This window comes from Pseudomonas sp. GW-45 (assembly GCF_056896675.1).
The window spans coordinates 2498718-2523293 of record NZ_CM167674.1 but is presented as its reverse complement, the minus strand read 5'-3'; the positions used below and the strand labels follow the sequence as shown (position 1 = coordinate 2523293).

Genomic DNA, 24576 nt, shown 5'->3' with positions numbered 1-24576 from the left:
AACGCGCTGCCAGACTTAGGCTCTATACCGAACGAGATGAATAGCCATTAATGATGCTCTCCGGCGGCGTGGTCGCCCTGATATTTTTGCTCTATATGGCGCTGCTCTTCGTAATCGCTTTTTGGGGCGACCGCCGCCGCACTGAGCTGAGTCCGCGCCTGCGAGTTTGGGTATATAGCCTGTCGCTGGCTGTCTGGTGCACCAGCTGGACCTTCTTTGGTGCCGTCGGCATGGCGGCAGACCAACTCTGGGGCTTTCTGCCTATTTATCTCGGCCCGGTGTTGTTGTTCCTGTTTGGCTCGCGTTTGTATGCGCGCATGATCGCCATCAGCAAACAGGAAAATATCACTTCAATCGCTGATTTTATCGCCTCGCGCTACGGTAAGTCCCAGACCCTCGGGGTCGTGGTCTCGCTACTCTGTTTAGTGGCCGTGCTTCCGTATATTGCTTTACAGCTCAAAGGCATAGTGCTGGGTTATAACTTGCTGAGCGCTGCACCTCTGATCGACGGTGTGCCAATCGACGCCGCCGGTGCTGAAGACACAGCGCTAGTGGTCACTTTGGTATTAGCGTTGTTCACCGTCTTGTTTGGCACTCGCAGCCTGGATGTAACCGAGCATCATCGGGGCATGATGCTGGCCATTGCCTTTGAGTCGCTGGTCAAGTTGTTGGCGTTTTTGGCGGTCGGTGTATTCGTTACCTTTGGTTTGTATGGCGGTGCTGTAGAGCTGTTTACCGACGCCAAAAATAACGCCGCTCTGGCGACCTATTGGCAACAAGATACACCGGTGCTGAGCCTGTTGTTTCAAACGGTTATCGCGATTCTAGCTTTCGTCTGCCTGCCACGGCAGTTCCAGGTGGCGGTAGTCGAGAATAGTGAGCCGGGAGACTTACGCTTGGCTCGCTGGGTGTTTCCGGTGTACGTGATTTTGGCGGGACTGTTTGTCATCCCAATCAGTTTGGCAGGGCAGATGACGCTGGGCTCAGGCCTCTCAGCTGATTCTTATGTTATCAGCCTGCCGCTGCTGCAAGGTCACCCCGAGTTGGCGATGCTGGCCTTTCTCGGTGGCGCCTCGGCGGCTTCAGGCATGGTGATTGTTGCGGCTATCGCGCTTAGCACCATGGTTTCGAACGATGTGGTGTTGCCCGTGCTACTGCGTAGCAAAACGCGCCCGGAGCACTCTTACGAGCAGTTTCGCGGTTGGCTGCTGAATGTACGCCGCACCAGTATCCTGATCATCCTGCTGCTCGCTTATGTGGTTTACCGCCTAATCGGTTCGGATACCAGCTTAGCCAGTATCGGTCAGGTTGCCTTTGCGGCCATCGCCCAGCTGGCGCCGGCGATGTTTGGCGCGTTGTTCTGGAAGCAAGCGAATCGTACGGGCGTGCTCGCAGGCTTGCTGGTGGGTGTGAGCCTTTGGTTGTACTTGCTTGTGCTACCGCTGGTTGGTGCTGGCTTGAACTGGCAGGTTACTAGCCTACCCTTGGTGGAGGGGATGCGGGGAGCCGCGCTGCGCTGGGATTTGGATGTATTAACCCTGGGTAGCCTGATGGCGCTGACCTGCAATTTTGCTGCTTTTGTCGGCGGTTCATTATTCAGCCGAACCCGCGTTTTAGAACATTGGCAGGCCAGCCGGTTTGTCAGCCAGGACGCGCAGCCCTGGAGCGACAGCCCGAGCCGTGTGCTGCTGCGCGTCAGGCTGGATGATCTACTTGAGTTGGCGGCGCGGTTCGTCGGCAGTGAGCGCGCCGAATCCAGTTTTGATGCCTACGCACAAAGCCAGGGTGGCGCCTTCTCGGGCAGTCAGACGGCGGATTCCGGCTGGATTACCCTGACCGAACGCATGCTGGCCGGTGTGTTAGGTGCTTCCTCGGCGCGTATCGTCGTCAAGGCGGCCATTGAAGGCCGCGACATGCAATTCGACGATGTGGTGCGCATCGTTGATGAAGCCTCCGAAGTGCTGCAATTTAATCGTGGTCTGCTGCAGGGTGCTATTGAGAACATCACCCAAGGCATTAGCGTGGTCGATAAATCGCTGCGCTTGGTGGCTTGGAATTACCGTTATTTGGAGATGTTCGAGTATCCCGAAGGCTTGATTATCATCGGGCGACCGATTGCCGACATCATTATGCACAACGCACAACGTGGGCTTTGTGGGCCGGGTGATCCGCAAATCCACGTGAATAAGCGTATCGACTGGATGCGCCAGGGCACGGCGCACCGCTCGGAGCGGATGTTTCCCAACGGCAGCGTGATCGAAATCATCGGCAACCCGATGCCCGGTGGCGGCTTTGTTATGAGCTTCACCGATATCTCAGACTTTCGTAACGCTGAAAAGGGGTTGCAGGAGGCCAACGAGAGCCTTGAACAACGCGTGGCTGAACGCACGCAGGAACTATCGACGCTCAACCAGGCACTGCTGCAGGCTAAGGCCCAGACCGAGCGGGCCAGCCAATCAAAGAGTCGCTTTCTCACCGCAGTGAGCCACGATCTGATGCAGCCATTGAACGCTGCTCGGTTGTTTTCTGCGTCTTTGTCGCATCAGCAGGGACTGCCGGGCGAAGCGCCGCAACTGGTACGCCACCTCGACAGCGCCCTGAGTTCAGCGGAAGAATTGATTACCGACCTGCTGGATATCTCGCGTCTTGAAGCCGGTCGCGTCACGCCGGAGCTGAGCGATTTTGCGCTGAGCGCACTGATTGAGCCGTTGCGCATAGAGTTCAGCGCATTGGCGGTGGAGCAGGGCATAGATCTGCGCGTTCACCCCAGTCACTTGCGGGTACGCTCGGATATTCGCTTGCTGCGCCGCGTACTGCAAAACTTTCTGACCAATGCCTTCCGCTATGCCAGCTCCGCACGGGTGGTGTTCGGTGTTCGTTTGCAACAAAACACGGTGCGCCTGGAGGTATGGGATCAAGGTCCGGGCATCGCAGAGGACAAACTACAGGTGATATTTGAAGAATTTCAGCGCCTGGACAGCCACCGTACTCATGCGGAGAAAGGTTTGGGTCTGGGTCTGGCGATCGCCGATGGGCTATGCCGTGTGCTCGGGCATCCGCTCAATGTACGCTCCTGGCCGGGCAAGGGCAGCGTGTTTAGCGTCACCGTGCCTATTGCTCAGCAAGGCCGCCTGAGCCGTCCTGTAGATATTGTCATTGAGAACCAGCCTGAGTTGCAGGGCGCGCCGGTGCTGTGCATTGATAACGAAAGCAGCATTCTTGCAGGTATGCAGAGCTTGCTTGGTCGCTGGCATTGCCAGGTTGAGGTTGCGCGCAATAGGGACGAGGTGCGCGCGGTGCTGGAGAGGGGCTTTATGCCGCAGCTGGTATTGGTGGATTACCACTTGGATGCAGGCGATACCGGCACCCAGATGATGGTCTGGTTACGCGAGCTGCTGGGTGCTGACTTGCCTGGTGTAGTGATCAGCGCAGATGGACGTCAGGAGCTAATCAGCCAGATCGAGATAGCGAATCTCGAATACCTACCCAAACCCGTTAAGCCTGCTGCCTTACGGGCGTTGATCAGCCGCTATATCGCATTGGCCTGAAGCAACTGTTGCTGTCCAACTGTACCTTGTGAGCACTGTCGGCAGGGGTTAGGGTGCAGGGCTTTATCCGGACCCATTAAGGGTCTGCAGTTTTTTTCAGGTAACGGGTTTTTCTGCTTATGTCTGCTCATCTCAAAGCCTTTGCCTGCGGCGCCCGCGATACCTTGCCGATGCTGTTGGGCGCACTGCCGTTTGGCATCATCTTCGGCACCTTGGCGATTGCCTCGGGTTTGTCGATGCCAGCGACTCTGCTTATGTCGGCTTTGGTCTTTGCCGGCTCAGCGCAGTTCATTGCGGTCAGCTTGGTAGCTTCCGGCGCCGGATTAGCGGTATTGCTAGCCACTACCTTGATCGTCAACCTACGTCACATGCTCTATAGCGCCAGCCTGCTGCCCTACGTGCGGCAGCTCTCGCCGCGCTGGAAGGTGCCGTTGGCATTCTGGTTGACCGATGAGACCTTCGCCGTGGTGCATCGGCATTACTTAGATGCCAATGCTTCGAACGAGCATAAACACTGGTACTTCCTTGGCTCTTGTTTGGCGATGTATAGCAACTGGTTCGTCTGTACCTTGATAGGCGCGTTGCTGGGTAGTTCGCTGCCCGGAATGGCCGGCTGGGGATTGGACTTTGCCATGGTGGCGACCTTTATCGGCATCGTCGTGCCCTTGTTGCGCACCCGCCCTATGTTGTTGTCTGCTGTTGTTGCCGCCGTGGTGGCGGTCGCGGCGAATGGGTTGCCTTACAAGCTGGGCCTGATGCTGGCCGCATTGGCGGGGGTTATTGCTGGGGTGTTGGCTGAACGTTGGAGCCTTGAGTCGGGCAAGCTGACTGGGGGTGTAGATGAGCCTGTTTGAGGTCGCTTTGATTGGAGGCATGGCGCTGATTACTTTCAGTATCCGTTATGGGCTATTTGCGGTAGGTCACCGGGTGCGTTTCAACCCGCTGGTGAGCCGTGCGCTGACCTATGTGCCGGTGGCGGTGCTCACCGCGATCATTGCCCCAGCTATGCTGCTGCCTGGCGATGGCAGCTGGCAGCTTTCGTGGCAAAACGCCTATCTGATTGGCGGTATCGCCGCCATTTTGATCGCCGCGCTATCGCGCAACCTGCTGGCGACCATCTTCGGCGGCATGCTGGTGTTCTTTCTCTGGCGCTGGCTGCTCGCTTAGCGAGCTAAAGATCCGGTTACCAGAGCGAGACGCGCTTGGTGCCAATCGCCACCAGTAGCAAGCTCAGTGCTGCCGCTGAAATAATGGTAGTAAAGCCGATCACGGTAGGCGCAAAGCCAATCCAGTCGCTGACGAAACCTACACCCAGTACGACTGTAGCCATAGTCAGGTAGGCCAATAGATAGAACGCCGAGATGATCCCACCCCGTAAATGCGGTGGTGCCACGCTACTAATTGAAGCAATCGCTACTACGCCAGTCGCACCGGCGCCGCCAGCGGTAGCCAGAGTAGCCAGGGTGAACATCCAGGGCGAGCTGGTCATGACTGCCGCAGCCATAACGCCTAGCCCTAATATCAGAGTCGTTGGCCCGACGATCAGCATGCGGTCGACTGGCTGACGCTGGCAGGCAAACTGACTAAACCCGGCCATCAACTGCCAAGCCGCTGCAAAGAGACCGGCGTTGGCTCTGTCACTGATGCCGATTAGCTTGGTCGCCAGCGATGGGCCTAACGAGGCATACAGACTGCCGGTCGACCAGGCCAAGCAGATAGCGGCGGCAGAAAAGGCAAAAGCCCCCAACAACTCGCGCGGCACTTTGACCGGCGTCGGCCGCCAAGAGCGCCAACGGAACTCCGGATGACGTTGGCCAATATGTGAGGGCCAGGGCGCGGTGCAAAGCAAAGCAATGGTCGCGAGCGTCAATCCGATAGTCACCATGAACGGCCAACTCAATGCCCCGGGCCCCCACTTGAGAGCCAGTGAGCTAACCGTCGGGCCAGCAAAGGCGCCCAGCGTGAAGAACAGCGCTGATAACGTCGCGGCGCGGGTCCAGTTCTCATTAGGCTCCAGTTCAATCAGCGCGGCAGAGGCGGCGCCGGTCACTATCCCGGTGCCGATGCCGGTCAGCACGCGTGCTGCGCCGAGCGAGTAAATGTCAGTGGCCAGCAGAAAGGTAATCGCACCTGCCATGATGAACAGCAAACCGGGGACCATCATCTGCCGTCGGCCGAGTCTGTCCGACAACGCGCCCAAGGTTAGCAGCGTGCTGACCACGCCCAGCACGTAGATGGAGAACACCGCAGTCAGGGCTGTAGAGGAAAAGCCCCATTTGGTCTGCCAGACCGAATACAAGGGTGTGGGCAGGTTGGACGCAAAAATGGTGGTGAAGATAGCCATCAGCGCTGCCGACATCGCTAATGCGCGACTATCCTTCGCCTCTGTGGTTTGTCTTACGCCCGCCATGTTTCTCACCCCTAGTATAAAAGAGCGGCATTATTGCAAAGAACCACCTTCAATGGGCGATGGTTATTGCATCACCGTTGCTGATGAGGCGGCAGTGAGAGGGGCGCCGCCAAATCGCTCAGGGAGATCGCATAATGGGCGTCCAGCGCTCTCTCCGCTAGCGCTTGCAGCTGCGATAGCTCGGCTGGCGGAGTCGGCCACAGCTGGGTGTGCTCAATCAAACGCGCATCCTCGCCTTCCGTCAGTTGTTCGGCTAGGGCAAAGCGAAACGGGTGATAGCCGGTCATGCCCAGTCGCAGGTCAGTGGCTACCCACTGTTGCTCGATCAGGTCAAAGCGCAGCCGGTCGCCGGTAAACCAGCGCAGCCGTTCATATTGAGTGGAGCCCGTCAGAATCTGGTCTGCTTCGCTGGCGTGTCGCGGCAAGGCAATCAGCCTTGGTGGCTCGCTGTCCAACCAACTCACCAATCCTTCGTAGTATTGGTCGCCATCGATTGCCATCACCCGCCAAAGCACGGTGTTGAACGGCGTGGGGGAGCTGAAGGTCGTTTGCGCTTCTATATGCTGAGTTTGTAATGCCTGTTGCAGCTGTGACTCGGCCATCCACTTACCGCCCAGTGTGCTGGCAAGATAAAGGCTGCTTAGCGCCAGACCGGCATATTGCCAACGTAACCCCGTCCGCTGCAGGCCGATCGTTAAGCCAATTAGCATCGCCAGTAACAGCGGCAGGGTATACAGCGGATCAATAATAAAGATGCTGGAGATGGCGACGGGTGGGGTATCTAGCGGCCAGAACAGTTGCGTACCGTAACTGGTAAAGCTGTCCAGCAAAGGGTGGGTACAGAGTACCAACGCCAGCGTGGCGAGCAATCTTCCGGCGCTGTACTGAGCGGGCGGCCCAAAACGGCGGATGACCAGTGTCATTGCTAGCGCTAATGCGCCAAGCACAAACAGCGAATGGCTGAAGCCGCGGTGATAGGTCATGTCGGCCACGGCATCGCCGTAATCAAGCAACACATCCATATCCGGCAGAGTCGCCAGTGCCGCACCGTACAGGAGAGCCTTGCGGCCCTGCCAACGGCCCAGCATGGCACCCTGTATAGAGGCGCCCAATACGATTTGGGTAACTGAATCCAATGCTGTATCTCCGCGAATGGCAGGCTACAGCCTAATGCAAAAACGCCGTGCAGAGCACGGCGTAATCTATTCGCTTTATTACCGGTCAGCTCAAGACAGGCTGTGCTGCTTATCCAGCTCAATGGAGCTATCCAGCAATTCCAAAAGCGCCTTACGGGTTTTTAGCTTGGTATTGCGATGTGCGGTCATGTTTAGGCCAGCAAGCTGCTTGGCCATCGCCATTGCAGTCGCCTCCAGCTCTTCAGCGGGTACTACTTTATCAAGGAAGCCAGCGTCCACGGCATCGGCCGGATCAAACATTTCAGCGTTGATTACCGAGCGGTTGAAGGCGCTGGGCGTCAGCCGCGCACGCGCCAGCTCAATGCCCACGTGATGCATGGTCATGCCGATCTGCACTTCGTTCAGGCCAATCTTGAATGGGCCTTCAACGCCCAGGCGGTAGTCGGAAGACAACAGCAAGAAAGCACCCTTGGCTACCGCGTGACCGGTGCACACGGTGATAACCGGGAAGGGGTGTGACAGCATGCGACGCGCCAGCGTAGAGCCTGCGGCAACCAGCGCCTTGGCCGCATCCGCGCCAGAGGTCATGACCTTGAGGTCATAGCCGCCAGACAGAATGCCCGGCTTGCCGCTGAGGATTACCACGGCGCGATCTTTCTCCGCTTGATCCAGCGCCGCATTCAGCGCCGCCACCATATCCGGCGAAACGGCATTCACCTTACCATTGTCCATACCCAGATGGGCGATGCCGTCGGCAAAACGATAGGAAACCAGGTCACTCATGAGGCAGTCCTCTATATCAATGTCAGACGGTATAGCCGTCCGGGGAAAACCTCAGTTTAACAACTAAATCCTGACTGACGAGTACTGGTTACTGATCGGCATCAGCGAGTCATAAAGCAGAAAAAGGGTTTGCCATAACCCAGTGGTTTCGGTACATTAGCGCGCCTTGGTAGCCGGGCTTTGCCCAGCCATCAAGCCGCAATGCGGTTCCGGAGAGGTGTCCGAGTGGCTTAAGGAGCACGCCTGGAAAGTGTGTATACGTTAATAGCGTATCGAGGGTTCGAATCCCTCTCTCTCCGCCAGACAAATAAAAAAGCCCCAGCGCAAGCTGGGGCTTTTTTATTTGTGCGGTGAAACGGCGGCTGAGCGCCCTATCGGTTCGACCGAGCCTGCGCAGCTAGTAGGTAAAGCTGGCATAAAGCGTCTGAAAGAATCGAAAAGACGTTCAACCCATTCTGTGCCAGCGTCAGGTGCAAAGCTCCGGATTCTAGCGCTATTTGGCATATCCTAAGAAAAATTCACTCTTGATTCAACGCATCCAACCCAAGCAACAGCGCCTTATGAAACTCCTCCGGCGCCTCAACCTGGGGTGAGTGACCCAACTCGGGAAACTCGACCAGTGTGGCATTGGGAATCGCTTCGGCGGTCTTGCGGCCTAGTTCTGGATATTGTCCCAAGCGTTTGGCTACCGCTTCTGGTGCGCGGTTGGCGCCGGGGGCTGTGCGATCTTTGCCGCCAATCAGCAGCAGCGTGGGAGCCTGGATATTTGGGAACTCATGCACCACTGGCTGGGTGAACAGCATCTCTGCGGTCTGCGCCTGGTTCCAGGCAACTATCTCCTTGCCGGGGCCGGCGTACATGCCATAGGCCATCTCAACCCAACGGTCATACTCGGGCTTCCAATCGCCGTTGTAGTAAAACTTTAATTGGTAGTTTTTGATGCCTTCATAGGTGGTGTTGAGTTGGCCTTGGTACATCTGGTCGATGGTGGCGTAGGGCACGCCTGCCTGCTGCCAGTCTTCCAGTCCGATGGGGTTGGCGAGAACCAGTTGTTCAACTTGTTCGGGATGGTTCAAGGTAAAGCGCGCAGCTAGCATGCCACCCATTGAGTGGCCGATGATGGTGGCTTTTTCGATACCCAGATTATCCAGCAAGGCGTGGGTGTTGTCGGCGAGTTGCGCAAAGCTGAACTGATACCCGCGTGGCTTGCTGGAGCGGCAGAAGCCGATTTGATCCGGCGCTATGACGCGATAACCAGCCTCGCTGAGCACCTTGATAGTTTGCTGCCAGGTGGCGCCGCAGAAGTTTTTGCCATGCAGCAGCACTGCTGTTCGACCATTGGCTTCGGCGGTGGGCTGCACGTCCATATAGGCCATCGAAAGGTCTTGTTGCTGGGAGGTGAGTTCGAAATGCTCCACAGGGTAAGGATACTCAAAGCCCTCAAGTTCTGGGCCATAGGCAGTGGCGGCGTAGGCGTTGACGGTGGGCAGCAATAGGCTGGCCCAGGCAGTCAGGATGACGGCTTTGTTCACGTGTTAACTCCCGGTTTGATCAGGTGGCTTGCTCCGTGGCTTTGCGCAGGCAAAGCCACGGGGTTTGAGAGCAAGACTCAGGAGTATAACAGCCGCTTAGCTGCTTTCTGCCCGACGCTGGGCTGCACCGCGAATACGTATATTGATGGCCTCGACTGCCAGCGAAAACGCCATGGCGAAATAGATGTAACCCTTGGGCACATGAACGTCGAAGGCTTCGGCTATCAGCAACGTGCCAACTATCATCAGGAAAGACAGTGCCAATACCTTGAGGGACGGGTGTTTGTCGATGAAATTGCTGATAGTGCTGGCTGCCAACATCATCACCAGCACCGCAATTACGATAGCGGCGATCATCACCGACACTTCGTCGACCAGACCCACCGCAGTGATGACGGAGTCGAGCGAGAAGACGATATCAATCACCGCTATCTGCAGCACTATATTGAGAAAACCAGCGGCTTTTTGGTTGGCTGTGTGGGCGCTGCCATCCTGGCCTTCCATGTTGTGCCAAATTTCTGTGGTGCTTTTGAATAGCAAAAACAGGCCGCCGAAAAACAGGATCAGGTCACGGCCGGAAACGCCTTCGCCCAGTACCTGAAAAAGGTCGGTTGTCAAGCGCATTACCCAGGCGATGCTGAGCAGCAACAGAATACGTGTGCCCATGGCCAGGCCGAGGCCGATCAGGCGTGCCTTGGGTTGCAGCTCTTTAGGTAAACGGCTGACGAGAATCGAGATGAAGATGATGTTGTCGATCCCGAGGACGATTTCCAGGGCCGTGAGGGTAAGGAAAGCAACCCAGATGTCCGGGTTTGAAAGCCATTCCATGATGCGTGTGATCTCGCGCTGAGGGGGGCAGGTGCCGAACCTGATAGTGAGGCACGCCATATTCTCACGGCCACAACAGTGCGGTAAGTAGGGAAGAGAAATATAGTCTGGGGCGGTGCACCGGAAGGTTATGAATAGACACAAAGAAGCGCGCCGGACTGCGTTGCAGGTCCGGCGCGTAAGGCAGCTCAGCCGAAGCTAATGATTGCCTGGTCGGCAACTTCTGCCAGCAGTGGGCTGGCGGCGGCGCGTTCAAAGGCAGCATCAATGGCCTTGGCGCGAGCCTGAGTAGTGGGGCGATAGTTGGGGTGAGTGAAGATATACAGCTCTTTCGCCTTGAGCGCTTCCACTACGCGCTCGCCGACTATTTCTACCGGCAAGCCGTTATCGATGATTTTTTGCATGTGCGCGGCCATGGCAGCTTGTTGCGCAGTGGCTTCTTTCTTGGCGCCTTCGGTTTTGTAGTCGCTTTGCTTGTTACGCATAGACAGGTTGATGCGTGTTTTAACAAAGGCAGGGCAGAGCACAGAGACCTGAATGTTGTGCGCCTGCAGTTCGGCAAACCAGCTTTCCGACATGCCGACGACCGCGACCTTGCTGGCGGTGTAGGCGCCGCCGTAGGGCACGCCGCCCATGCCGGCCATGGAAGCAACGTTAAGCAACCAGCCGCCTTCACCGTGTTGTTTGATGTGCGGGACCATGACCTGGGTGCCGTTGATGACACCCATCAGGTTAACGTCCATCACCCAGCGCCATTCATTGTTGTCGGTCTGTTCGATGCTACCGGTGCCGCCACCCACGCCAGCATTGTTGACCAGCATGTGAATCTTGCCGAAGCGTGCGATGGTCTGCTCAGCGAGTGCTTGCCACTGCTCCAGCTTGGTGACGTCCATTTGTGCGGTTATTACCTGGATGCCTGCTTGTTGCAATTCTGTTTCGGCTAGCTTCAATTGATTGGCATCAATATCGCCGAGCACCACGTTCATACCTTGTTTGCCCATGGCCATGGCAATGCTGAAACCTATGCCTTCCGCACCGCCGCTGATGACGATGGTCTTACCTGAAAATTCGCTCATATTCTGCTCCTTGTTGTTGTCGCCGTTGGCTGCTCGGAGGTGTAATTATTCCGGCTTTTGGCGGTAATTGGAGCCAATGTGCGCCTATGCTGCAGTTTGGGTACAGCACTATCTGCATCCATTATTCTGCGGCATAAGCGCTCACAACTTGTTTACGACTATGGTTTAGCTGTTTGCGTCTAGGGTGATAATCACGCCTTCATCTGCCGCGATGCGACCCTGACAAACATCGGGGTAAATCTCGGCTAACCCGGTGAGGCCATGCAGGGTTTTGACCTTCAACCATTGGCGGCTCCAACTGGCCGCTTTATGCATGAAGCTCTGGCTTTGCTCGGCAAAGCCTTGGGGGCCCCAGTCTTTCATGCGCTGTTGGATGTGCCCCGGTGCGAAGAAGAATTCGCGGCGTTCTTGGCTAATGTCTGAGGCCGTTTGAGTTTCATCCCAATGGGTCAGGCCGACGTTGATGCAGTAGTTCAGATTATCGCCCAGGTGTTTGCTCAGCGCGTTTAGCACGGCGCTATTGCCGGACATATCGACGATCACGCTGGGGATGTCTTTGTTGATATTGCTCAGCTGTTCGTAATCAACCACACCGTCATAGATGTCGAGGCTCTTCACCAGGGCGATGTTGCGCGCGGAGGTCACTGCTACGGTGGCGGGTGCGTCAGGGTCTTTGAACAGCGCATAACCGAGGCCAGCACTGGTTTTGCTGGAAGCGCTGAGGATGATCACCTGCTTGGCACCGCGCCAGTCTTTGTCTTTGAGTGCATCCCACAGGCAAAACGAGGTGATGTGCAGAGGCCACAGCAGCATGCGCTCGGGCTCGGTTTTAGGGTTATAGGTGGGTTCGTGTAGTACCCGGCTGTAGCTGTTGTATCCCGGTGGCAACTTTGAGCGGTGCGCGCTGCCGTCAACTAAGCGTTGGGCTGATATGTGCGTGGGTTGCATGATCAACTGCGTGGCCGGGGGAAAGTAGCCGAATAGGCGCTCGCCGACCGGTACTTGCTCACAGCGGGATTCGGTCACATTGGCAAATCCCCATACGGGAATCACGCCCCACCCTAGGGGTTGCTCACCGACCGGTGGAAAGAACTGCCAGTAGCCGAGTTTGTCGCCAGCAGCGGCATAGGTGATGTTGTTGGCGGTGAAGGAGAAGCTATCAACGCTGAGGCGAATCTCGCCGTCTGCCAGGGTTGCGTGTTCCTCCTCGGGGCTGAGCGTAACTAGCCGTTGGGCCATGAAATCGTCTTTACGGACCTGAAATTGCTGCATGGTGTCACCCTGTTTCGGTTAGTTGATTTCGGCGAGAAAGCGCTGAAGTTTCATCATTGCGGGAGCGGCGTTGTCGCGCATGCGAGTCAGAATAGCCTGTTTTGCCTCGTCGTCCTTGGCGGCACCTTTCACTAGTTTGCCCATACCGTCGAGACGATTCGCGAGGAGCCAGTTGCGTAGGTCTTCAATTTGCGACCATTGCTGCTGGTTCATCATTAACGCGGCGACCATGCGAATCCAGTCGGTATCGTGGTTAGGCAATGGCACTACGGAGCAGATGCGGTTCTTCTCAGCCTCGTCGCTGTATTTGGCTTCCACGTGGGCGATAAAGGCGGCGCTGAATACTGGTTGATAAGAACGGACTGTCTGGGGTGTGATCAGATTGCCCTGGAACACCTTCTTGATTGCCAAGTTAGTAATCGCGCTGGCAGAGCAATCGATGTGCAGGTTTTTGCCAGAGGTTGGGATGCTGCCTTGTTCAAGCAGGATTTGATCCGCTTGCAGATGCAGAACGCGGCCTTTACGTACCACGTTTTTGATGCGCCGCAGCTCCTCAAGTTCCAGTTGGCTGATGGTCGCGCCGTGGAACATGCTTGGCTTTACGTTCTTGTCTATGCGCAGCAGCACGCCAGCGTTCTCGAGATTTTCGAATAGCTCAGGCACGGACTCTGCTTGGGCAATGGCTTCAAACTGGGACGCCAGTGAGCCTATGGTGCTGCTAAAGAAAGCTTCGGAGGGCTGGGTGTTGCGACGGTCCAGCAGCCAGGCGTCGCGGGATACGATCCAGCAGATACGGTCCGGGTCTACTTTGTTTTCCAGCAACCATAAGCAGGCGTCTATTCCCGTCTTGCCGCCGCCAATCACCACGTAGTTATCCGCCGCTTGTTTGACCTTTGGCAGATCATTGAGTGGCATGAATTGCACGCCCGAATCAATTTTGAAACTCGGGGTATGGGTAGCCGGAACGCTGGTTTTCAGATAAGTGGCATCAACAGTTTTTCGGGTCTTGGCGCGAAAGCGTTGCCCGGTCAAGGAATGCTCAAACACTCCATCGCCAAGATAGTTGCACATAGGGAAGTATTGCACGCGGCCGGTCGGTAAAAACTGCTGGCGCATGACCTGATCAAAGTAGGCCAGCACTTCGGCGCCAGATGCCAGATCGCTCAAGCCTTTATTGAGGCCTACTTCGTCCGTATGGCCCTTGCTTAATTCACGTGAGCTCACGCCGTAGAAGGCTGATGGCTGATGCAGGGTGACGAAGGGGTAGGCCACGTTCCAGTGCCCGCCCGGTTGTTGATGTTGATCGACGATGATAACGCTGGCGTCCGATTCGGTCAGCAGAGTATCTGCGAAGGCCATGCCTACCGCGCCGCTACCTACAATCAAATAATCCGCTTCGAGTTGTTGTTCGCTCATGGGGGTGCGCTCCTGATTCTTGTCTGTTCTATTGATCGAAAAGTCGCCATAACAGCGTTATGCTGAGTCGATATTATAACGATGTTATGCAAAGTCAAGTACAATCACGCAATGAATGAATCCAAGAGCAATATTCTTAAAGCCGCATCTGAGCTTTTTCTCGAAGGCGGCACCGCTGCGCTTAGTGTTAGGGCCATCGCCGCTCGCGCGGGTATTTCGACCATTGGTATTTACAGTCACTTCCAGGGCAAGCAAGGCATTCTGGATGCGCTTTACGTTGAAGGGTTTACTGCCGTAATTACGGCGTTGGCGGTAGATGAGATGGCGAGTGACCCGCGTGAGCGAGTGTTGCTTTCCTCGCGGCGATATCTGGATACAGCGGAAATTTATGAGCCGCATTACGGGTTGATTTTTGGCAAGCTGGATGACAGCTATCAGCCGTCCGATGAGGCGCGTGCAGTGGCTGCTGCTGGTTTTGTGAGATTAACCGAATTGGTAGGTAACTTGCTAAGCGCGGATGCCGCAGCCAGCGAAAAGCGCGACGCCGCGTTGCAGGTGTGGGCTTTGATTCATGGCTTTGTAGGTTTGAAGAATCATGCTGTGGCGGAACTGGTCGATATGCGCTGCTGGAAGGAACGTGCCATGGAGGCATTGGTGATAATGGTGGATGGAATCATCGGTCGAGCAGAGCAGTAGGGGAGCGTTAGTTAAGTGTTTATTTGCTGAAAAAGGCTAGCGGGCATTTAACGGCCATCCAATAAAAACCCCCGCCTGCCGTAATGGGCAGGCGGGGGTTAGTTACAGCGAATTACTCAGCGGTGGCGCCACCACCGTTGACGCCGTCTGGGCCGTCAACTGTTGAGTCGGGGCGCTTGTTTGCGCTGCCCATTTCATCGCTGCCCACGGTACCGGCTTCTACTTCATCGCCTTGGCTGCGTTGGGTAGGAAGAGTTTCGATAGTCTTGTCTTCGCCTTCTTGTCCTTGGTTCACAGCACCCTCATGGGTTTTCATGTGCTCATCGCCGTGGTTGTCAGCGGAAGCGGGCATGGCGCCCATCAGAGCTACAGAAAAAAGGGCAGTGCTTAACAGTTTCATATGGGTGTTCATATGTAATCTCCTTGTAAGGTACATATAAATAGAGCCGCGGCAACGCATCAAAGTTCATTAAAAATGCTTTATGCGACTGGCACCCTTAGGCCAAATGTTGCTATTGATACGAGCTTCGAGAAGCTGAAATGCTTGCTTAGCTGCTCTGGAGCAACGTTTTTGATATAAATATGCCAGTGTTGGGTCGGCGTAAAAAAAGCGCAATAAATCTGTATTTTTTTTGAGTTTGCATTTTTTTAGTGCAAAAATTAGCTTCTTTAATAGAAGCTATATCTGCAAGGCCTTTGCCATGCTCCCTTTTCATTTGATAGAGGCAGGACCACAGTGAAAAACCGTATAACAGAACTTTTTGGCATTCAGCACCCAATTATTCAGGGTGGCATGCACTTTGTTGGCTTCGCTGAGCTAGCCGCCGCTGTCTCCAATGCAGGTGGTCTGGGTACTATTACTGGATTGACCCAGCGCACCCCGGCCGACCTGGCTAATGAAATTGCCAAGTGTCGAGAGCTTACCGATAAGCCTTTTGCGGTCAATCTGACCTTTCTGCCTACGGTCAAGTCACCAGACTATCCCGGTTATATCGAAGCGATCATTAAGGGCGGCGTAAAAATTGTAGAGACTGCTGGCCGCAGCCCGCAAGAATATATGCCCGCTTTGAAAGAGGCCGGTATCAAGGTCATTCATAAATGTACTTCAGTACGTCACGCACTCAAGGCGCAGTCGATTGGCTGTGATGCCGTATCAGTTGACGGTTTCGAATGCGGTGGCCATCCTGGCGAAGACGATATCCCCAACATGATTTTGCTGCCGCGTGCGGCGGACGAGCTGGAGATCCCCTTTGTAGCCTCGGGCGGTATGGCTGATGGACGTTCTCTGGTCGCGGCGCTGGCGCTGGGTGCGGAAGGCATGAACATGGGTACGCGCTTTATTGCCACTCAGGAAGCGCCAGTGCATGAGAATGTGAAGCAGGCGATCGTTGCAGCCTCTGAGTTGGATACCCGTTTGGTCATGCGTCCGCTGCGTAACACTGAGCGTGTGCTGAACAACTCAGCCGTTGAGCGCATCCTCGAAAAAGAAGCACGTCTGGGCAAGGATTTGACCTTCAATGACATTATCGACGAAGTGGCCGGCGTTTATCCGCGGATCATGAAAGACGGCGAGATGGAGCTGGGTGCCTGGTCCTGCGGTATGGTCGCCGGTCTGATTCATGACGTACCGACTTGCCAGCAATTGATCGACAATATCATGGCCGAAGCCGAGCAGATCATCCGCAAGCGTCTAGCCTCCATGTTGTAATTGTGTGCTGAGGCATCCCGCGTACGGGATGCCTTGCTGGAGAGCATTGCATGTCTCGAACACCGCTAAACCACATGGACTGCAGCGTGGCCCAAACGCTGGATATCGTCGGCGAGTGGTGGTCCCTGTTGATTTTGCGTAATGCCTTTCATGGCATGCGCACCTTTGATGCGTTTCAAAAACAGCTGGATATTTCCAGCAGCGTACTCAGCGCCCGGCTGAAAAAACTGACCGAGGCCGGGGTGCTGATAAAAGTCCCCTGCAGTGATGACAAGCGCTCTTTTGAATACCGCCTTACGCCCGCGGGCATGGACCTGTATCCAGTGCTCATCGGGTTAATGCAATGGGGCGAGAAATGGCGTCCCAACACTCGCGGACAACGCATAGTCTTGCTAGAAAAGGCCACCGGTAAACCTTTGCAGGGTGTTGAAGTGCTTTCTGCCGATGGTCGGCCGCTCAAGGCGTGGCAAGTGCAGCCCGTGGCCGGACCTGGCGCGGATGAGCACGTTCATGAGTTAATTGGCTGAGGTGCTAACCACTCCGACGCTGCTTCTTTGTCAGTACCCTCCCGAGATGGCGCTTGAGCCGGCCGGTGGCTGGACGCTGCCAAACCCCAACGATCAGCAGCGCCTACAGCAATATTCCAGCGTTGCTGCCAGAACTCAGTTCGCGCTCAGTCGTTTGCTGTTGGCGCAAGCTATGCCCTTTCTAGTGGATGAAGCTGACCCTGATTGGGTGCTAACCGCCCGCAGCGGCGGTCAGCCAGTATTACGGCACTTAAATAGTACTGAAGTACCGCTCAGTATTAGCCATACACCGGGCTTGGTCGCTATTGCTTTGGCGCCGACCAACACCTTGGTGGGTGTTGATGTAGAGTCATGGACGCGGCCTTTGCGGCTGGCGCGTTTGCTGGATGCCAGCATGAGTGCACAGGATGCCGCTTGGATTAAGCGCCAGGCATTGCCAGCGCGTGGCTTCATCCAGCACTGGACACTCAAAGAGGCTTATCTCAAGTGCTTGGGCAAGGGTATCGCGGCCGATCTGCTGGCGCTTTCTTTCAATTTGACTGAGGAACGTATCGCTCTGCGATCTTCGCCTTACAGCGATAGAAAATATTGGTACTTCGAGCAGCTTTCATTGTTGCCGGACTATTGCATCTCGCTGGCTTATGCAGCGCAGCACGCCGTTAATGCCAGTTGGCAGGAGCGGCTTTTTGCACCGATGCTGCAACTGTCAGGCTGTCGGCTGCGGATGCTGCAATACAGCTGAGATGCCTAGATTGGTGGGCATTGATGGCCCCAATCCGGACTCGCTGCGCTATTATCCCCAAGCGGGGGCGAGGTATTCGCCTACCGACTCCTGAACTCGTCATATGGATTTGCCTTTTATGAATATAAAACACCTCACCAGCGTTGCTCTGTTGAGCTGCGCTCTGATTACGCCATTGCATGCTGCCCAGCATGCAAAAAATCCCACCAGCGGCGCTACTGCTGAGCAACTCACCCCCAAGGCTGAATCGGGGAACGCGGGCGCGCAGCGCGAGCTGGCAGACCGTTATTACGACGGTGAAGGTGTTACTCAGTCTTACGCGTCTGCTGCCAAGTGGTATGCCAAAGCGGCAGAGCAAGGCGATGCTGTGGCGCAGTTCGCCCTTGGCTATATGTACGATGAGGGCGAGGGTGTCAGCTTGGACGACAGTCGCGCTATCGCGCTATACACACAGGCAGCAGAACAGAACCATGCTGGCGCTCAGTTCAACCTGGCGTTGATGTATGACGTTGGCGAAGGGGTGCCGGTTGATGACCTGAAGGCGATCGAATGGTATTGGCGTGCGGCGGAACAGGGACATGCGGATGCCCAATTCAACCTTGCTCTGATGTACGACGAAGGTGAAGGCGTACCAGTCAATGACCAGAAAGCGGTTGAGTGGTATCGCAAGGCTGCTGAGCAGGGCCACGCCGATGCACAGTTCAATCTAGCACTGATGTATGACGTGGGTGAAGGTGTAGCGGTCAACGACCGTGAAGCTGTGCGCTGGTACACCGCTGCTGCGGAGCAAGGCGATGCGACCGCACAATACAACCTGGCCTTGATGTATGACGAAGGTGAGGGCGTGCCAGTAAACGATCAACTGGCTGCGCAATGGTATCGGCGTTCGGCGGAGCAAGGCGATAAAGATGCCCAATATAACTTGGCGCTGATGTACGACGAAGGTGAGGGCGTAGAGGTTGATGATGCAGAAGCGCTAAATTGGTACACCTTTGCTGCCAATCAGGGTCATGCTTCAGCGCAATATAACCTGGCCATCATGTATGACGAGGGTGAGGGCACCAAGGAAGACAATAAGGCGGCGATCAAGTGGTACAGCGCTGCCGCTGAACAGGGTAACAAAGATGCTCAGTACAACTTGGCGGTGATGTTTGATGAGGGTGAAGGCACGCCGGAAGATAATCAGGCTGCCATCAAGTGGTACGGGGCCGCGGCGCAACAGGGTGAACCTAGCGCTATGTTCAACCTGGGCGTCATGCACATGAACGGAGAGGGTACGCGCAAGAACCCGCGCATGGCCTATTTGTTGTTTTCACTGTGCGCCGCCCAAGGCTTGCCGGATGCACGCGAAGCGCGTGATGTGATGGCAGAGCGGCTGAGTGAGGCGGAGTTGTCTGACGCACAGCGTGCGGCGGTAGAGTGGCAGCTAGACAGCCCCTTACCCGCACTTTAAGTTAGGCCGTTGAGTGTTTGCGTTTTATTCACTCTGTGAATGGTGCGTATCAGCGTATAGGGTTTTTAATTACGCGATATTTTGCGTAATGTATCGCTCCTCGGAAAATAGACCCACGGGTCACACTAGTTGGACCGCTCTGCGGTCATTCATTTCATTTTGGAGGTAGCTGCGATGGCTTCTTTTGAGGGTATCAAACGGGTTGGCGTTATTGGCGCTGGCACCATGGGCCGCGGTATCGTGATGAACTTCGTCAATGCGGGTTACCCCGTTACCTGGCTCGACGTTAACGCCGAGATGCTGGAAAAAGGCTTGGTCGACATCGCCAGCGTCTACAAGCGTTCGGTTGCCCAGGAGCGTTTTGACGACGCCGAAGCTCAAGCGCGCGTTGCGCGCATCAGCACTACCCAGAATTACGCTGATCTGGCCGAGATGGATCTGGTAGTTGAAGCAGTCTATGAAAACATGGACCTGAAGAAGAAAATCTTCGCCGAGCTGGACAAAGCGGTACAGGCTTCAGCGATTCTAGCGACCAATACCTCCTATCTGGATATCGATGAGATCGCCTCTGCGACTCAGCGCCCTACTCAGGTTCTGGGTCTGCACTTCTTCAGTCCTGCGCACATCATGAAGCTGCTAGAAGTGGTACGCGGCAAAGCCACTGCACAGGACGTCATGGACGCCTGCCTGGCTGTCGGCACCAAGATTGGAAAAGAAGCAGTATTGGCAGGTAACTGCCATGGCTTCATCGGTAACCGCATGCTGGAAAAGTACTCGCGTCAGTCACGCGAAGTGGTTCTGGAAGGTTCTACTCCATGGGAAGTTGACCAAGCGCTACAAGGCTTTGGCATGGCCATGGGCCCTTACCGCATGTATGACGTCGTTGGTATAGACCTGGGCTGGCGCTCACGCGAACTGGCCGGTTTGGGTCGCGGCGAGCCGATCGTTTGGCTGGACAACAAGCTGTGCGAAATGGAGCGTTTCGGTCAGAAGAGCGGCCATGGTTTCTACAAGTACGAGCAGGGCAGCCGTCAGGCCATCCAGGATCCGGAAACCGACATGATGGCCCGTGAAGTAGCCGAAGAAGCCGGTTATACCGCACGTGACGTACCTGCCGAAGAGATCGTGACACGCTGTATTCTGGCGCTGGTTAACGAAGGTGCGCGCATCCTCGACGAAGGATACGCCGAGTCTGCCGAAGACATCGACCGCGTGTACCGCTTTGGTTATGGCTTCCCGGCCGAGCGCGGCGGCCCAATGGCTTACGCTGACAGCCTGGGGCTGGACAAGGTGCTGGCAGAGATTCGTACGCTGGAAGCTGAGCGTGGCGAGTTCTGGAAGCCTGCGGCTGGTCTGGTCAAGCTGGCTGAAGCTGGTGGTCGTTTCACCAAGGCCTGATTTCAGGGCTGAAAAAAACCGCATCGAGCCAAGCTCGATGCGGTTTTTTTGTGTCTGCCGTTCAAGCTGACAGAGGTCAACGTTGCTGCGGGCGATTTAGTCGGATTGGATGGGTGTACCCACCACGTTTTGTCCGTCTACCGTGGCTTCTTTCAGCATGATTTGATATTGCTGGCCGTCGGTTTCGATCTGCTTGAGGCGCACCAGCAAGTAATTCCAGTCTTTGGCGAACCACAATGTGGTTTCGCGCTTGGCGTCGGGCTCGCGTACACGCTCAACCTCTACGGCGTCAAACTGGCCGACGCGGGTAGTTACGCGATCATCACCCACAACGCGGAAATGGTAGTCCTCAACCTCGTCGCCATCGACCACGCGATAATGCATGTCTTGCTTGCCGGCCATCAGATCCTGCTGCAGGGCTAGCTGAAAGGTGGTTTTGTCGAGCAGGTTGGGTTCGGTAGGCAGCTCAAAGGCTTCGTCTTTGTACGTGCCGTTAACCACGCCGTTGTCCCAGTCAAAGCGTTGGAGGATTTCCTTGCCGCTACCCAGACCCTTACGCTCATAGTGATAACTTAAGGGCTGGATGACGCCATCGACCTGGCGCAGTGTGCTTTGCTCAACCAGCTTGGCTACAAACATGCTGGCGGTGAAGGACAGGTTCCAAGTGCCGTCAGGATTAGCTTCAAGGTGGTGCAAAGCTTCGCCATTGACGGGAATGCGCTTCATGTCGGCAGCGTAACTGGCGCTAAATGGAACCAGTTGTGCTGCGCAGGCGAAGCTGGTGCTCAGGGTCAGCGCTAGGCCGAGCAGTGAGCGGGTGAGGCGGCGTGAAAAAGCAGGGCTCTGATGCATCAGTGTCGTCTCATATGCCGGATTCAAGGTCTTCCAGTCTTAGTCCACTGGCTGGTATAGGGCCGCCGTCTAAGCAGGCCCGGTCGTGATTCAGGTGCAAGCGGTCAGCGGCAAACCAGCGAACTACCAACGGGAACAAAAGGTATTCCTGCTGTTGAACCTGAGTCGCTAGGCTGGCGGCATCGTCGCCTTGGATGATCTTAATGCGGCTTTGCAGAATTAGCGGGCCGCCATCCAGTTCTTCGGTAACAAAGTGTACTGTAGCTCCGTGCTCAAGATCACCCTCATCCAGCGCGCGCTGGTGGGTTTGCAAACCTTTGTGCTTGGGCAACAGAGAAGGGTGAATGTTCAATAGCCGACCACGATAATGTTTAACGAAATCGGCGGTCAGAATTCGCATGAATCCCGCAAGCAAAATTAAGTCGGGATTGAAGGCGTCAATTTCTCGCTGCAACGCTTGATCGAACGCGGCTCGGTCGACGAAATCGCGGTGGCTCAAGGTCCGTGTGGCAATTCCTGCGTTCGCGGCGCGCTGCAAGCCATAGGCGTCTGCCTTGTTTGCTATCACGCCAACGATGCTGGCAAGTGAGCCTTGGCCAGCTAAGTCGTCAATCAAGGCTTGCAGGTTGGTGCCTGATCCGGAGATCAACACCACAATGCGGCAGCTCACTGGATCAGTTGCCGCGCTGAAGTACGACGGCTTCGCCGCCCTCTTCGCCAGCTTCGATACGGCCGATAACCCAAGGTTGCTCGCCGGCATCTTGCAGTGCCTTCAAGGTGTCATCGGCTGCTTCTGCAGCGACACAGATAACCATGCCAACGCCGCAGTTGAGTACGCGGTGCATCTCGGTTTCGTCAACGTTGCCTTGCTCCTGCAACCAGTTGAATACCGCGGGACGCTGCCAGCTGTCTAAATCAATGCAGGCGCGGCTGTTGGCGGGTAGTACGCGAGGAATGTTTTCCAGCAGGCCGCCGCCAGTGATGTGAGCCATTGCCTTGATGTTGCCGGTCTGCTTGATTACCTGTAACAGAGCCTTAACGTAGATGCGGGTAGGCGCCATTAGCAGCTCGATCAGCGGCTTGTCGTCCAGGCTAATGCTGTGGATGTCGACGTTGGCAACTTCGATGATCTTGCGGATCAGCGAGTAGCCATTGGAATGCGGGCCAGAAGAGGGTAGAGCAATCAAGGTATCGCCTGCGGCGACTTTAGTACCGTCAATGATGTCAGCTTTCTCGACTACGCCAACGCAGAAGCCGGCCAAGTCGTAATCTTCGCCTTCATACATGCCGGGCATTTCGGCGGTTTCTCCGCCGACCAACGCGCAGCCCGACAGTTCACAGCCGGCGCCAATGCCGGTGACTACTTGCGCCGCGATATCGATATTTAGCTTGCCGGTGGCGTAATAGTCGAGGAAGAACAGCGGCTCAGCGCCACACACAATCAGGTCGTTCACACACATGGCCACCAGATCGATACCGATGCTGTCGTGAATGCCCAAATCCATTGCTAATCGCAGTTTGGTACCCACGCCATCAGTGCCGGAGACCAGCACAGGTTGCTTGTAGCCGGCCGGAATTTCGCAGAGTGCGCCAAAACCGCCGAGCCCGCCCATCACCTCAGGCCGTGCAGTCCGCTTGGCAACGTGTTTGATGCGATCAACCAGCGCGTTGCCAGCGGCGATATCAACGCCGGCATCTTTGTAGCTGATAGAGGGTTTGGACGGCGTCTGGCTGCTCATGGCGTGGTCTCAAGCTGTGCTAAAAAAGTGGCTGAGGCGGGCGTAACCGCGTTCTGGCCGGGATAGCGCGCTAGTTTAGCAATTCATGCTGGTCAGAGCCATGCCGAAGCTACTTTCTGCGCTGCGGTTGCCGCGTTCACAAGGCTTGTTTAATGTGGGACTCTTAATCGCGTTGGAGCCCGGATTCGCCGGCGCATTGTCACCTTGATGGATACTCTCATGCCTATGTTGCGATCCCTGCTGGTTAGCTTGTTGTTCGGTTTTCCACTGTTTGCCCACGCGGCGGTGCTGGAGGCGCTGTATCAAGTCGATGTGCCGCCTGCTGAAAGCGCGCAAGAATCGGTGCAGCTGGACACCGCCACCCGTGTCATGTTGCAGCGTCTGGCAGGTAGCAAGGTCGAGCTCAGCAAAGGCCCGTTGGCCAGCGTAATGTCTGAGCCTAGCGAGGTAACTCGGCGCATTAGCGCGCTGGATGAAAGCGGCGCCATGCAGGTGGAGTTTGATCCCTTGTTACTGCGTGATGTTTTGACCGAGGCGGATTTGCCGATGCTAGGCCGCAATCGCCCCGGCATTTTGGTCTGGGCGGTGCAGTCGTCCACCTTTGGCGATGATTTTTTGCTGCCCGGCGGTGACATGGGGCAAGCCCTGCGAACTGCAGCCGCCTATCGCGGGGTGGCACTGACGCAACCACTGGCGGATCTGCAGGATCGTAGCAGCGTGGCCGAGACAGATGTGCTCAAGGCTGATCAAGCGGTGCTGAGCGAGGCCAGTAAGCGCTATCCGGCTGAGGGAATGCTGGCCCTGCAGGTAAAACAGGATGAAGACGTCTGGGCCTTGCAGTGGACTTTTTGGTTGAATGACCAAAAAGCGACCGGCAAGGCGCAGTCTGACGATCCTCGGCAGGCCGCAGATGAGTTGATGCAGGCGCTCGCGGATGCGGTATTTGCACAATATGCGGTTACTAGCGTATCCAGCGATCAACTAACCGGCTGGCGGTTGAATATACGCGGGGTTAACAGCCTTGAGCAGTTCTCGCGCTTGCAGCGCATGTTGCAACAGATGGGCACGCAGGCTACGCCGCAGCTAGTGTCTATGCGCGGTGATGAGGTTATTTTCACTTTTGACTTTCCCGGTGATGAAGCACAACTACAACGCATGCTGATGCTGGATCAGCGCCTGGTCCCCGTCGAAGCACCGGTTGATCCAGTGCCTGAAGTCCCAGAACCGGCTTCGCCCACTGATCCTCTGTCTGAGCAGGCGCTAGCTTCTGAGCAGCAGGCTATTGAAGGGGCACTACAAGAACCGCTGGGCGCTAATGCCGCTGAGCCAAAGGAGGCCGCTGTGCCGACTGCGCCCCAAGACAATCGTAAGTCGCTTTACTACCGCTGGCGATAGGTTATTCTGCCGGGCAATGAGATAACGGCAGCGCTGCTACGCGGTTTTTGGCCACATGCTAAGGA

The 24576-nt window shown here is 55.9% G+C and carries 22 protein-coding genes and 1 tRNA gene; 11 read left to right on the top strand and 12 right to left on the bottom strand.

Annotated elements, in window-relative coordinates; genetic code table 11:
• Positions 1–50: 50 nt before the first annotated feature.
• From AC1XYH_RS11555 to AC1XYH_RS11545, 3 genes are all read left to right on the top strand, one after another.
• Complete coding sequence (locus AC1XYH_RS11555) at positions 51–3548, top strand: hybrid sensor histidine kinase/response regulator (protein WP_483323329.1); 3498 nt, start codon at positions 51–53, stop codon at positions 3546–3548.
• Positions 3549–3667: 119 nt separating this feature from the next.
• Positions 3668–4402 carry an AzlC family ABC transporter permease gene (locus AC1XYH_RS11550; protein ID WP_483323328.1) on the top strand — a complete coding sequence of 245 codons (735 nt, stop codon included), beginning with the start codon at positions 3668–3670 and terminating at the stop codon, positions 4400–4402.
• Positions 4389–4715 carry an AzlD domain-containing protein gene (locus AC1XYH_RS11545; protein ID WP_483323327.1) on the top strand — a complete coding sequence of 109 codons (327 nt, stop codon included), beginning with the start codon at positions 4389–4391 and terminating at the stop codon, positions 4713–4715. Before AC1XYH_RS11550 ends, AC1XYH_RS11545 begins: the two co-directional genes overlap by 14 nt.
• A 16-nt stretch (positions 4716–4731) precedes the next feature.
• On the opposite strand, the gene AC1XYH_RS11540 is transcribed toward AC1XYH_RS11545, so the two are convergent.
• The 3 genes from AC1XYH_RS11540 to AC1XYH_RS11530 all read right to left on the bottom strand — a co-directional run bounded on the left by AC1XYH_RS11540 (position 4732) and on the right by AC1XYH_RS11530 (position 7877).
• The gene (locus AC1XYH_RS11540; protein ID WP_483323326.1) at positions 4732–5958 is read right to left on the bottom strand and encodes an MFS transporter; all 1227 of its coding nucleotides are present in this window, start codon (positions 5956–5958) and stop codon (positions 4732–4734) included.
• A 71-nt stretch (positions 5959–6029) separates the two neighbouring features.
• Positions 6030–7094, bottom strand: a complete 1065-nt coding sequence (locus tag AC1XYH_RS11535; protein WP_483323325.1) for a metal-dependent hydrolase — start codon at positions 7092–7094, stop codon at positions 6030–6032.
• A 90-nt stretch (positions 7095–7184) separates the two neighbouring features.
• On the bottom strand, positions 7185–7877 hold the full coding sequence (locus tag AC1XYH_RS11530) for a crotonase/enoyl-CoA hydratase family protein (protein ID WP_483323324.1): 693 nt from the start codon (positions 7875–7877) through the stop codon (positions 7185–7187).
• Between the two features lie 211 nt (positions 7878–8088).
• Here AC1XYH_RS11530 and AC1XYH_RS11525 point away from each other — a divergent pair.
• Positions 8089–8179, top strand: a tRNA-Ser gene (locus tag AC1XYH_RS11525).
• 216 nt (positions 8180–8395) lie between these two features.
• On the opposite strand, the gene AC1XYH_RS11520 is transcribed toward AC1XYH_RS11525, so the two are convergent.
• The 5 genes from AC1XYH_RS11520 to AC1XYH_RS11500 form a co-directional block, all read right to left on the bottom strand.
• Positions 8396–9409 (bottom strand): alpha/beta fold hydrolase, encoded by a 1014-nt coding sequence (locus AC1XYH_RS11520; RefSeq protein ID WP_483323323.1) that lies wholly within the window; start codon positions 9407–9409, stop codon positions 8396–8398.
• A gap of 96 nt (positions 9410–9505) precedes the next feature.
• Entirely contained in the window at positions 9506–10237 is a 732-nt protein-coding gene (locus AC1XYH_RS11515; RefSeq protein WP_483323322.1) for a TerC family protein, read from the bottom strand.
• A 188-nt stretch (positions 10238–10425) separates the two neighbouring features.
• Entirely contained in the window at positions 10426–11313 is an 888-nt protein-coding gene (locus AC1XYH_RS11510) for an SDR family NAD(P)-dependent oxidoreductase (RefSeq protein ID WP_483323321.1), read from the bottom strand.
• 165 nt (positions 11314–11478) lie between these two features.
• Positions 11479–12585 (bottom strand): DUF2855 family protein, encoded by a 1107-nt coding sequence (locus tag AC1XYH_RS11505; RefSeq protein ID WP_483323320.1) that lies wholly within the window; start codon positions 12583–12585, stop codon positions 11479–11481.
• Between the two features lie 18 nt (positions 12586–12603).
• Positions 12604–14001 carry an NAD(P)-binding protein gene (locus tag AC1XYH_RS11500; RefSeq protein ID WP_483323319.1) on the bottom strand — a complete coding sequence of 466 codons (1398 nt, stop codon included), beginning with the start codon at positions 13999–14001 and terminating at the stop codon, positions 12604–12606.
• A 111-nt stretch (positions 14002–14112) separates the two neighbouring features.
• On the opposite strand from AC1XYH_RS11500, the gene AC1XYH_RS11495 reads away from it, so the two are divergent.
• Positions 14113–14697, top strand: coding sequence for a TetR/AcrR family transcriptional regulator (locus AC1XYH_RS11495; RefSeq protein WP_483323318.1), 585 nt, complete (start codon positions 14113–14115; stop codon positions 14695–14697).
• A gap of 112 nt (positions 14698–14809) precedes the next feature.
• On the opposite strand, the gene AC1XYH_RS11490 is transcribed toward AC1XYH_RS11495, so the two are convergent.
• The gene (locus AC1XYH_RS11490) at positions 14810–15109 is read right to left on the bottom strand and encodes a hypothetical protein (protein WP_483323317.1); all 300 of its coding nucleotides are present in this window, start codon (positions 15107–15109) and stop codon (positions 14810–14812) included.
• Positions 15110–15433: 324 nt separating this feature from the next.
• On the opposite strand from AC1XYH_RS11490, the gene AC1XYH_RS11485 reads away from it, so the two are divergent.
• From AC1XYH_RS11485 to AC1XYH_RS11465, 5 genes are all read left to right on the top strand, one after another.
• Positions 15434–16405 (top strand): NAD(P)H-dependent flavin oxidoreductase, encoded by a 972-nt coding sequence (locus AC1XYH_RS11485; RefSeq protein WP_483323316.1) that lies wholly within the window; start codon positions 15434–15436, stop codon positions 16403–16405.
• 50 nt (positions 16406–16455) lie between these two features.
• Entirely contained in the window at positions 16456–16932 is a 477-nt protein-coding gene (locus AC1XYH_RS11480; protein WP_483323315.1) for a winged helix-turn-helix transcriptional regulator, read from the top strand.
• A gap of 46 nt (positions 16933–16978) precedes the next feature.
• Complete coding sequence (locus AC1XYH_RS11475) at positions 16979–17674, top strand: 4'-phosphopantetheinyl transferase family protein (RefSeq protein WP_483323314.1); 696 nt, start codon at positions 16979–16981, stop codon at positions 17672–17674.
• Between the two features lie 118 nt (positions 17675–17792).
• The gene (locus tag AC1XYH_RS11470; RefSeq protein WP_483323313.1) at positions 17793–19127 is read left to right on the top strand and encodes a tetratricopeptide repeat protein; all 1335 of its coding nucleotides are present in this window, start codon (positions 17793–17795) and stop codon (positions 19125–19127) included.
• Between the two features lie 174 nt (positions 19128–19301).
• The gene (locus AC1XYH_RS11465) at positions 19302–20525 is read left to right on the top strand and encodes a 3-hydroxyacyl-CoA dehydrogenase (protein WP_483323312.1); all 1224 of its coding nucleotides are present in this window, start codon (positions 19302–19304) and stop codon (positions 20523–20525) included.
• 96 nt (positions 20526–20621) lie between these two features.
• Here the strand turns inward: AC1XYH_RS11465 and AC1XYH_RS11460 are convergent, their stop codons facing one another.
• From AC1XYH_RS11460 to purM, 3 genes are read right to left on the bottom strand one after another with little or no spacing between them, the layout of a single operon-like run.
• Entirely contained in the window at positions 20622–21377 is a 756-nt protein-coding gene (locus tag AC1XYH_RS11460) for a DUF3108 domain-containing protein (protein ID WP_483323311.1), read from the bottom strand.
• Positions 21378–21387: 10 nt separating this feature from the next.
• On the bottom strand, positions 21388–22047 hold the full coding sequence (gene purN / locus AC1XYH_RS11455) for a phosphoribosylglycinamide formyltransferase (RefSeq protein WP_483323310.1): 660 nt from the start codon (positions 22045–22047) through the stop codon (positions 21388–21390).
• Between the two features lie 4 nt (positions 22048–22051).
• Entirely contained in the window at positions 22052–23116 is a 1065-nt protein-coding gene (gene purM / locus AC1XYH_RS11450) for a phosphoribosylformylglycinamidine cyclo-ligase (protein WP_483323309.1), read from the bottom strand.
• Positions 23117–23335: 219 nt separating this feature from the next.
• Between purM and AC1XYH_RS11445 the strand changes: the two genes are divergently transcribed.
• Positions 23336–24511, top strand: a complete 1176-nt coding sequence (locus AC1XYH_RS11445) for a DUF2066 domain-containing protein (protein WP_483323308.1) — start codon at positions 23336–23338, stop codon at positions 24509–24511.
• Positions 24512–24576: the final 65 nt, after the last annotated feature.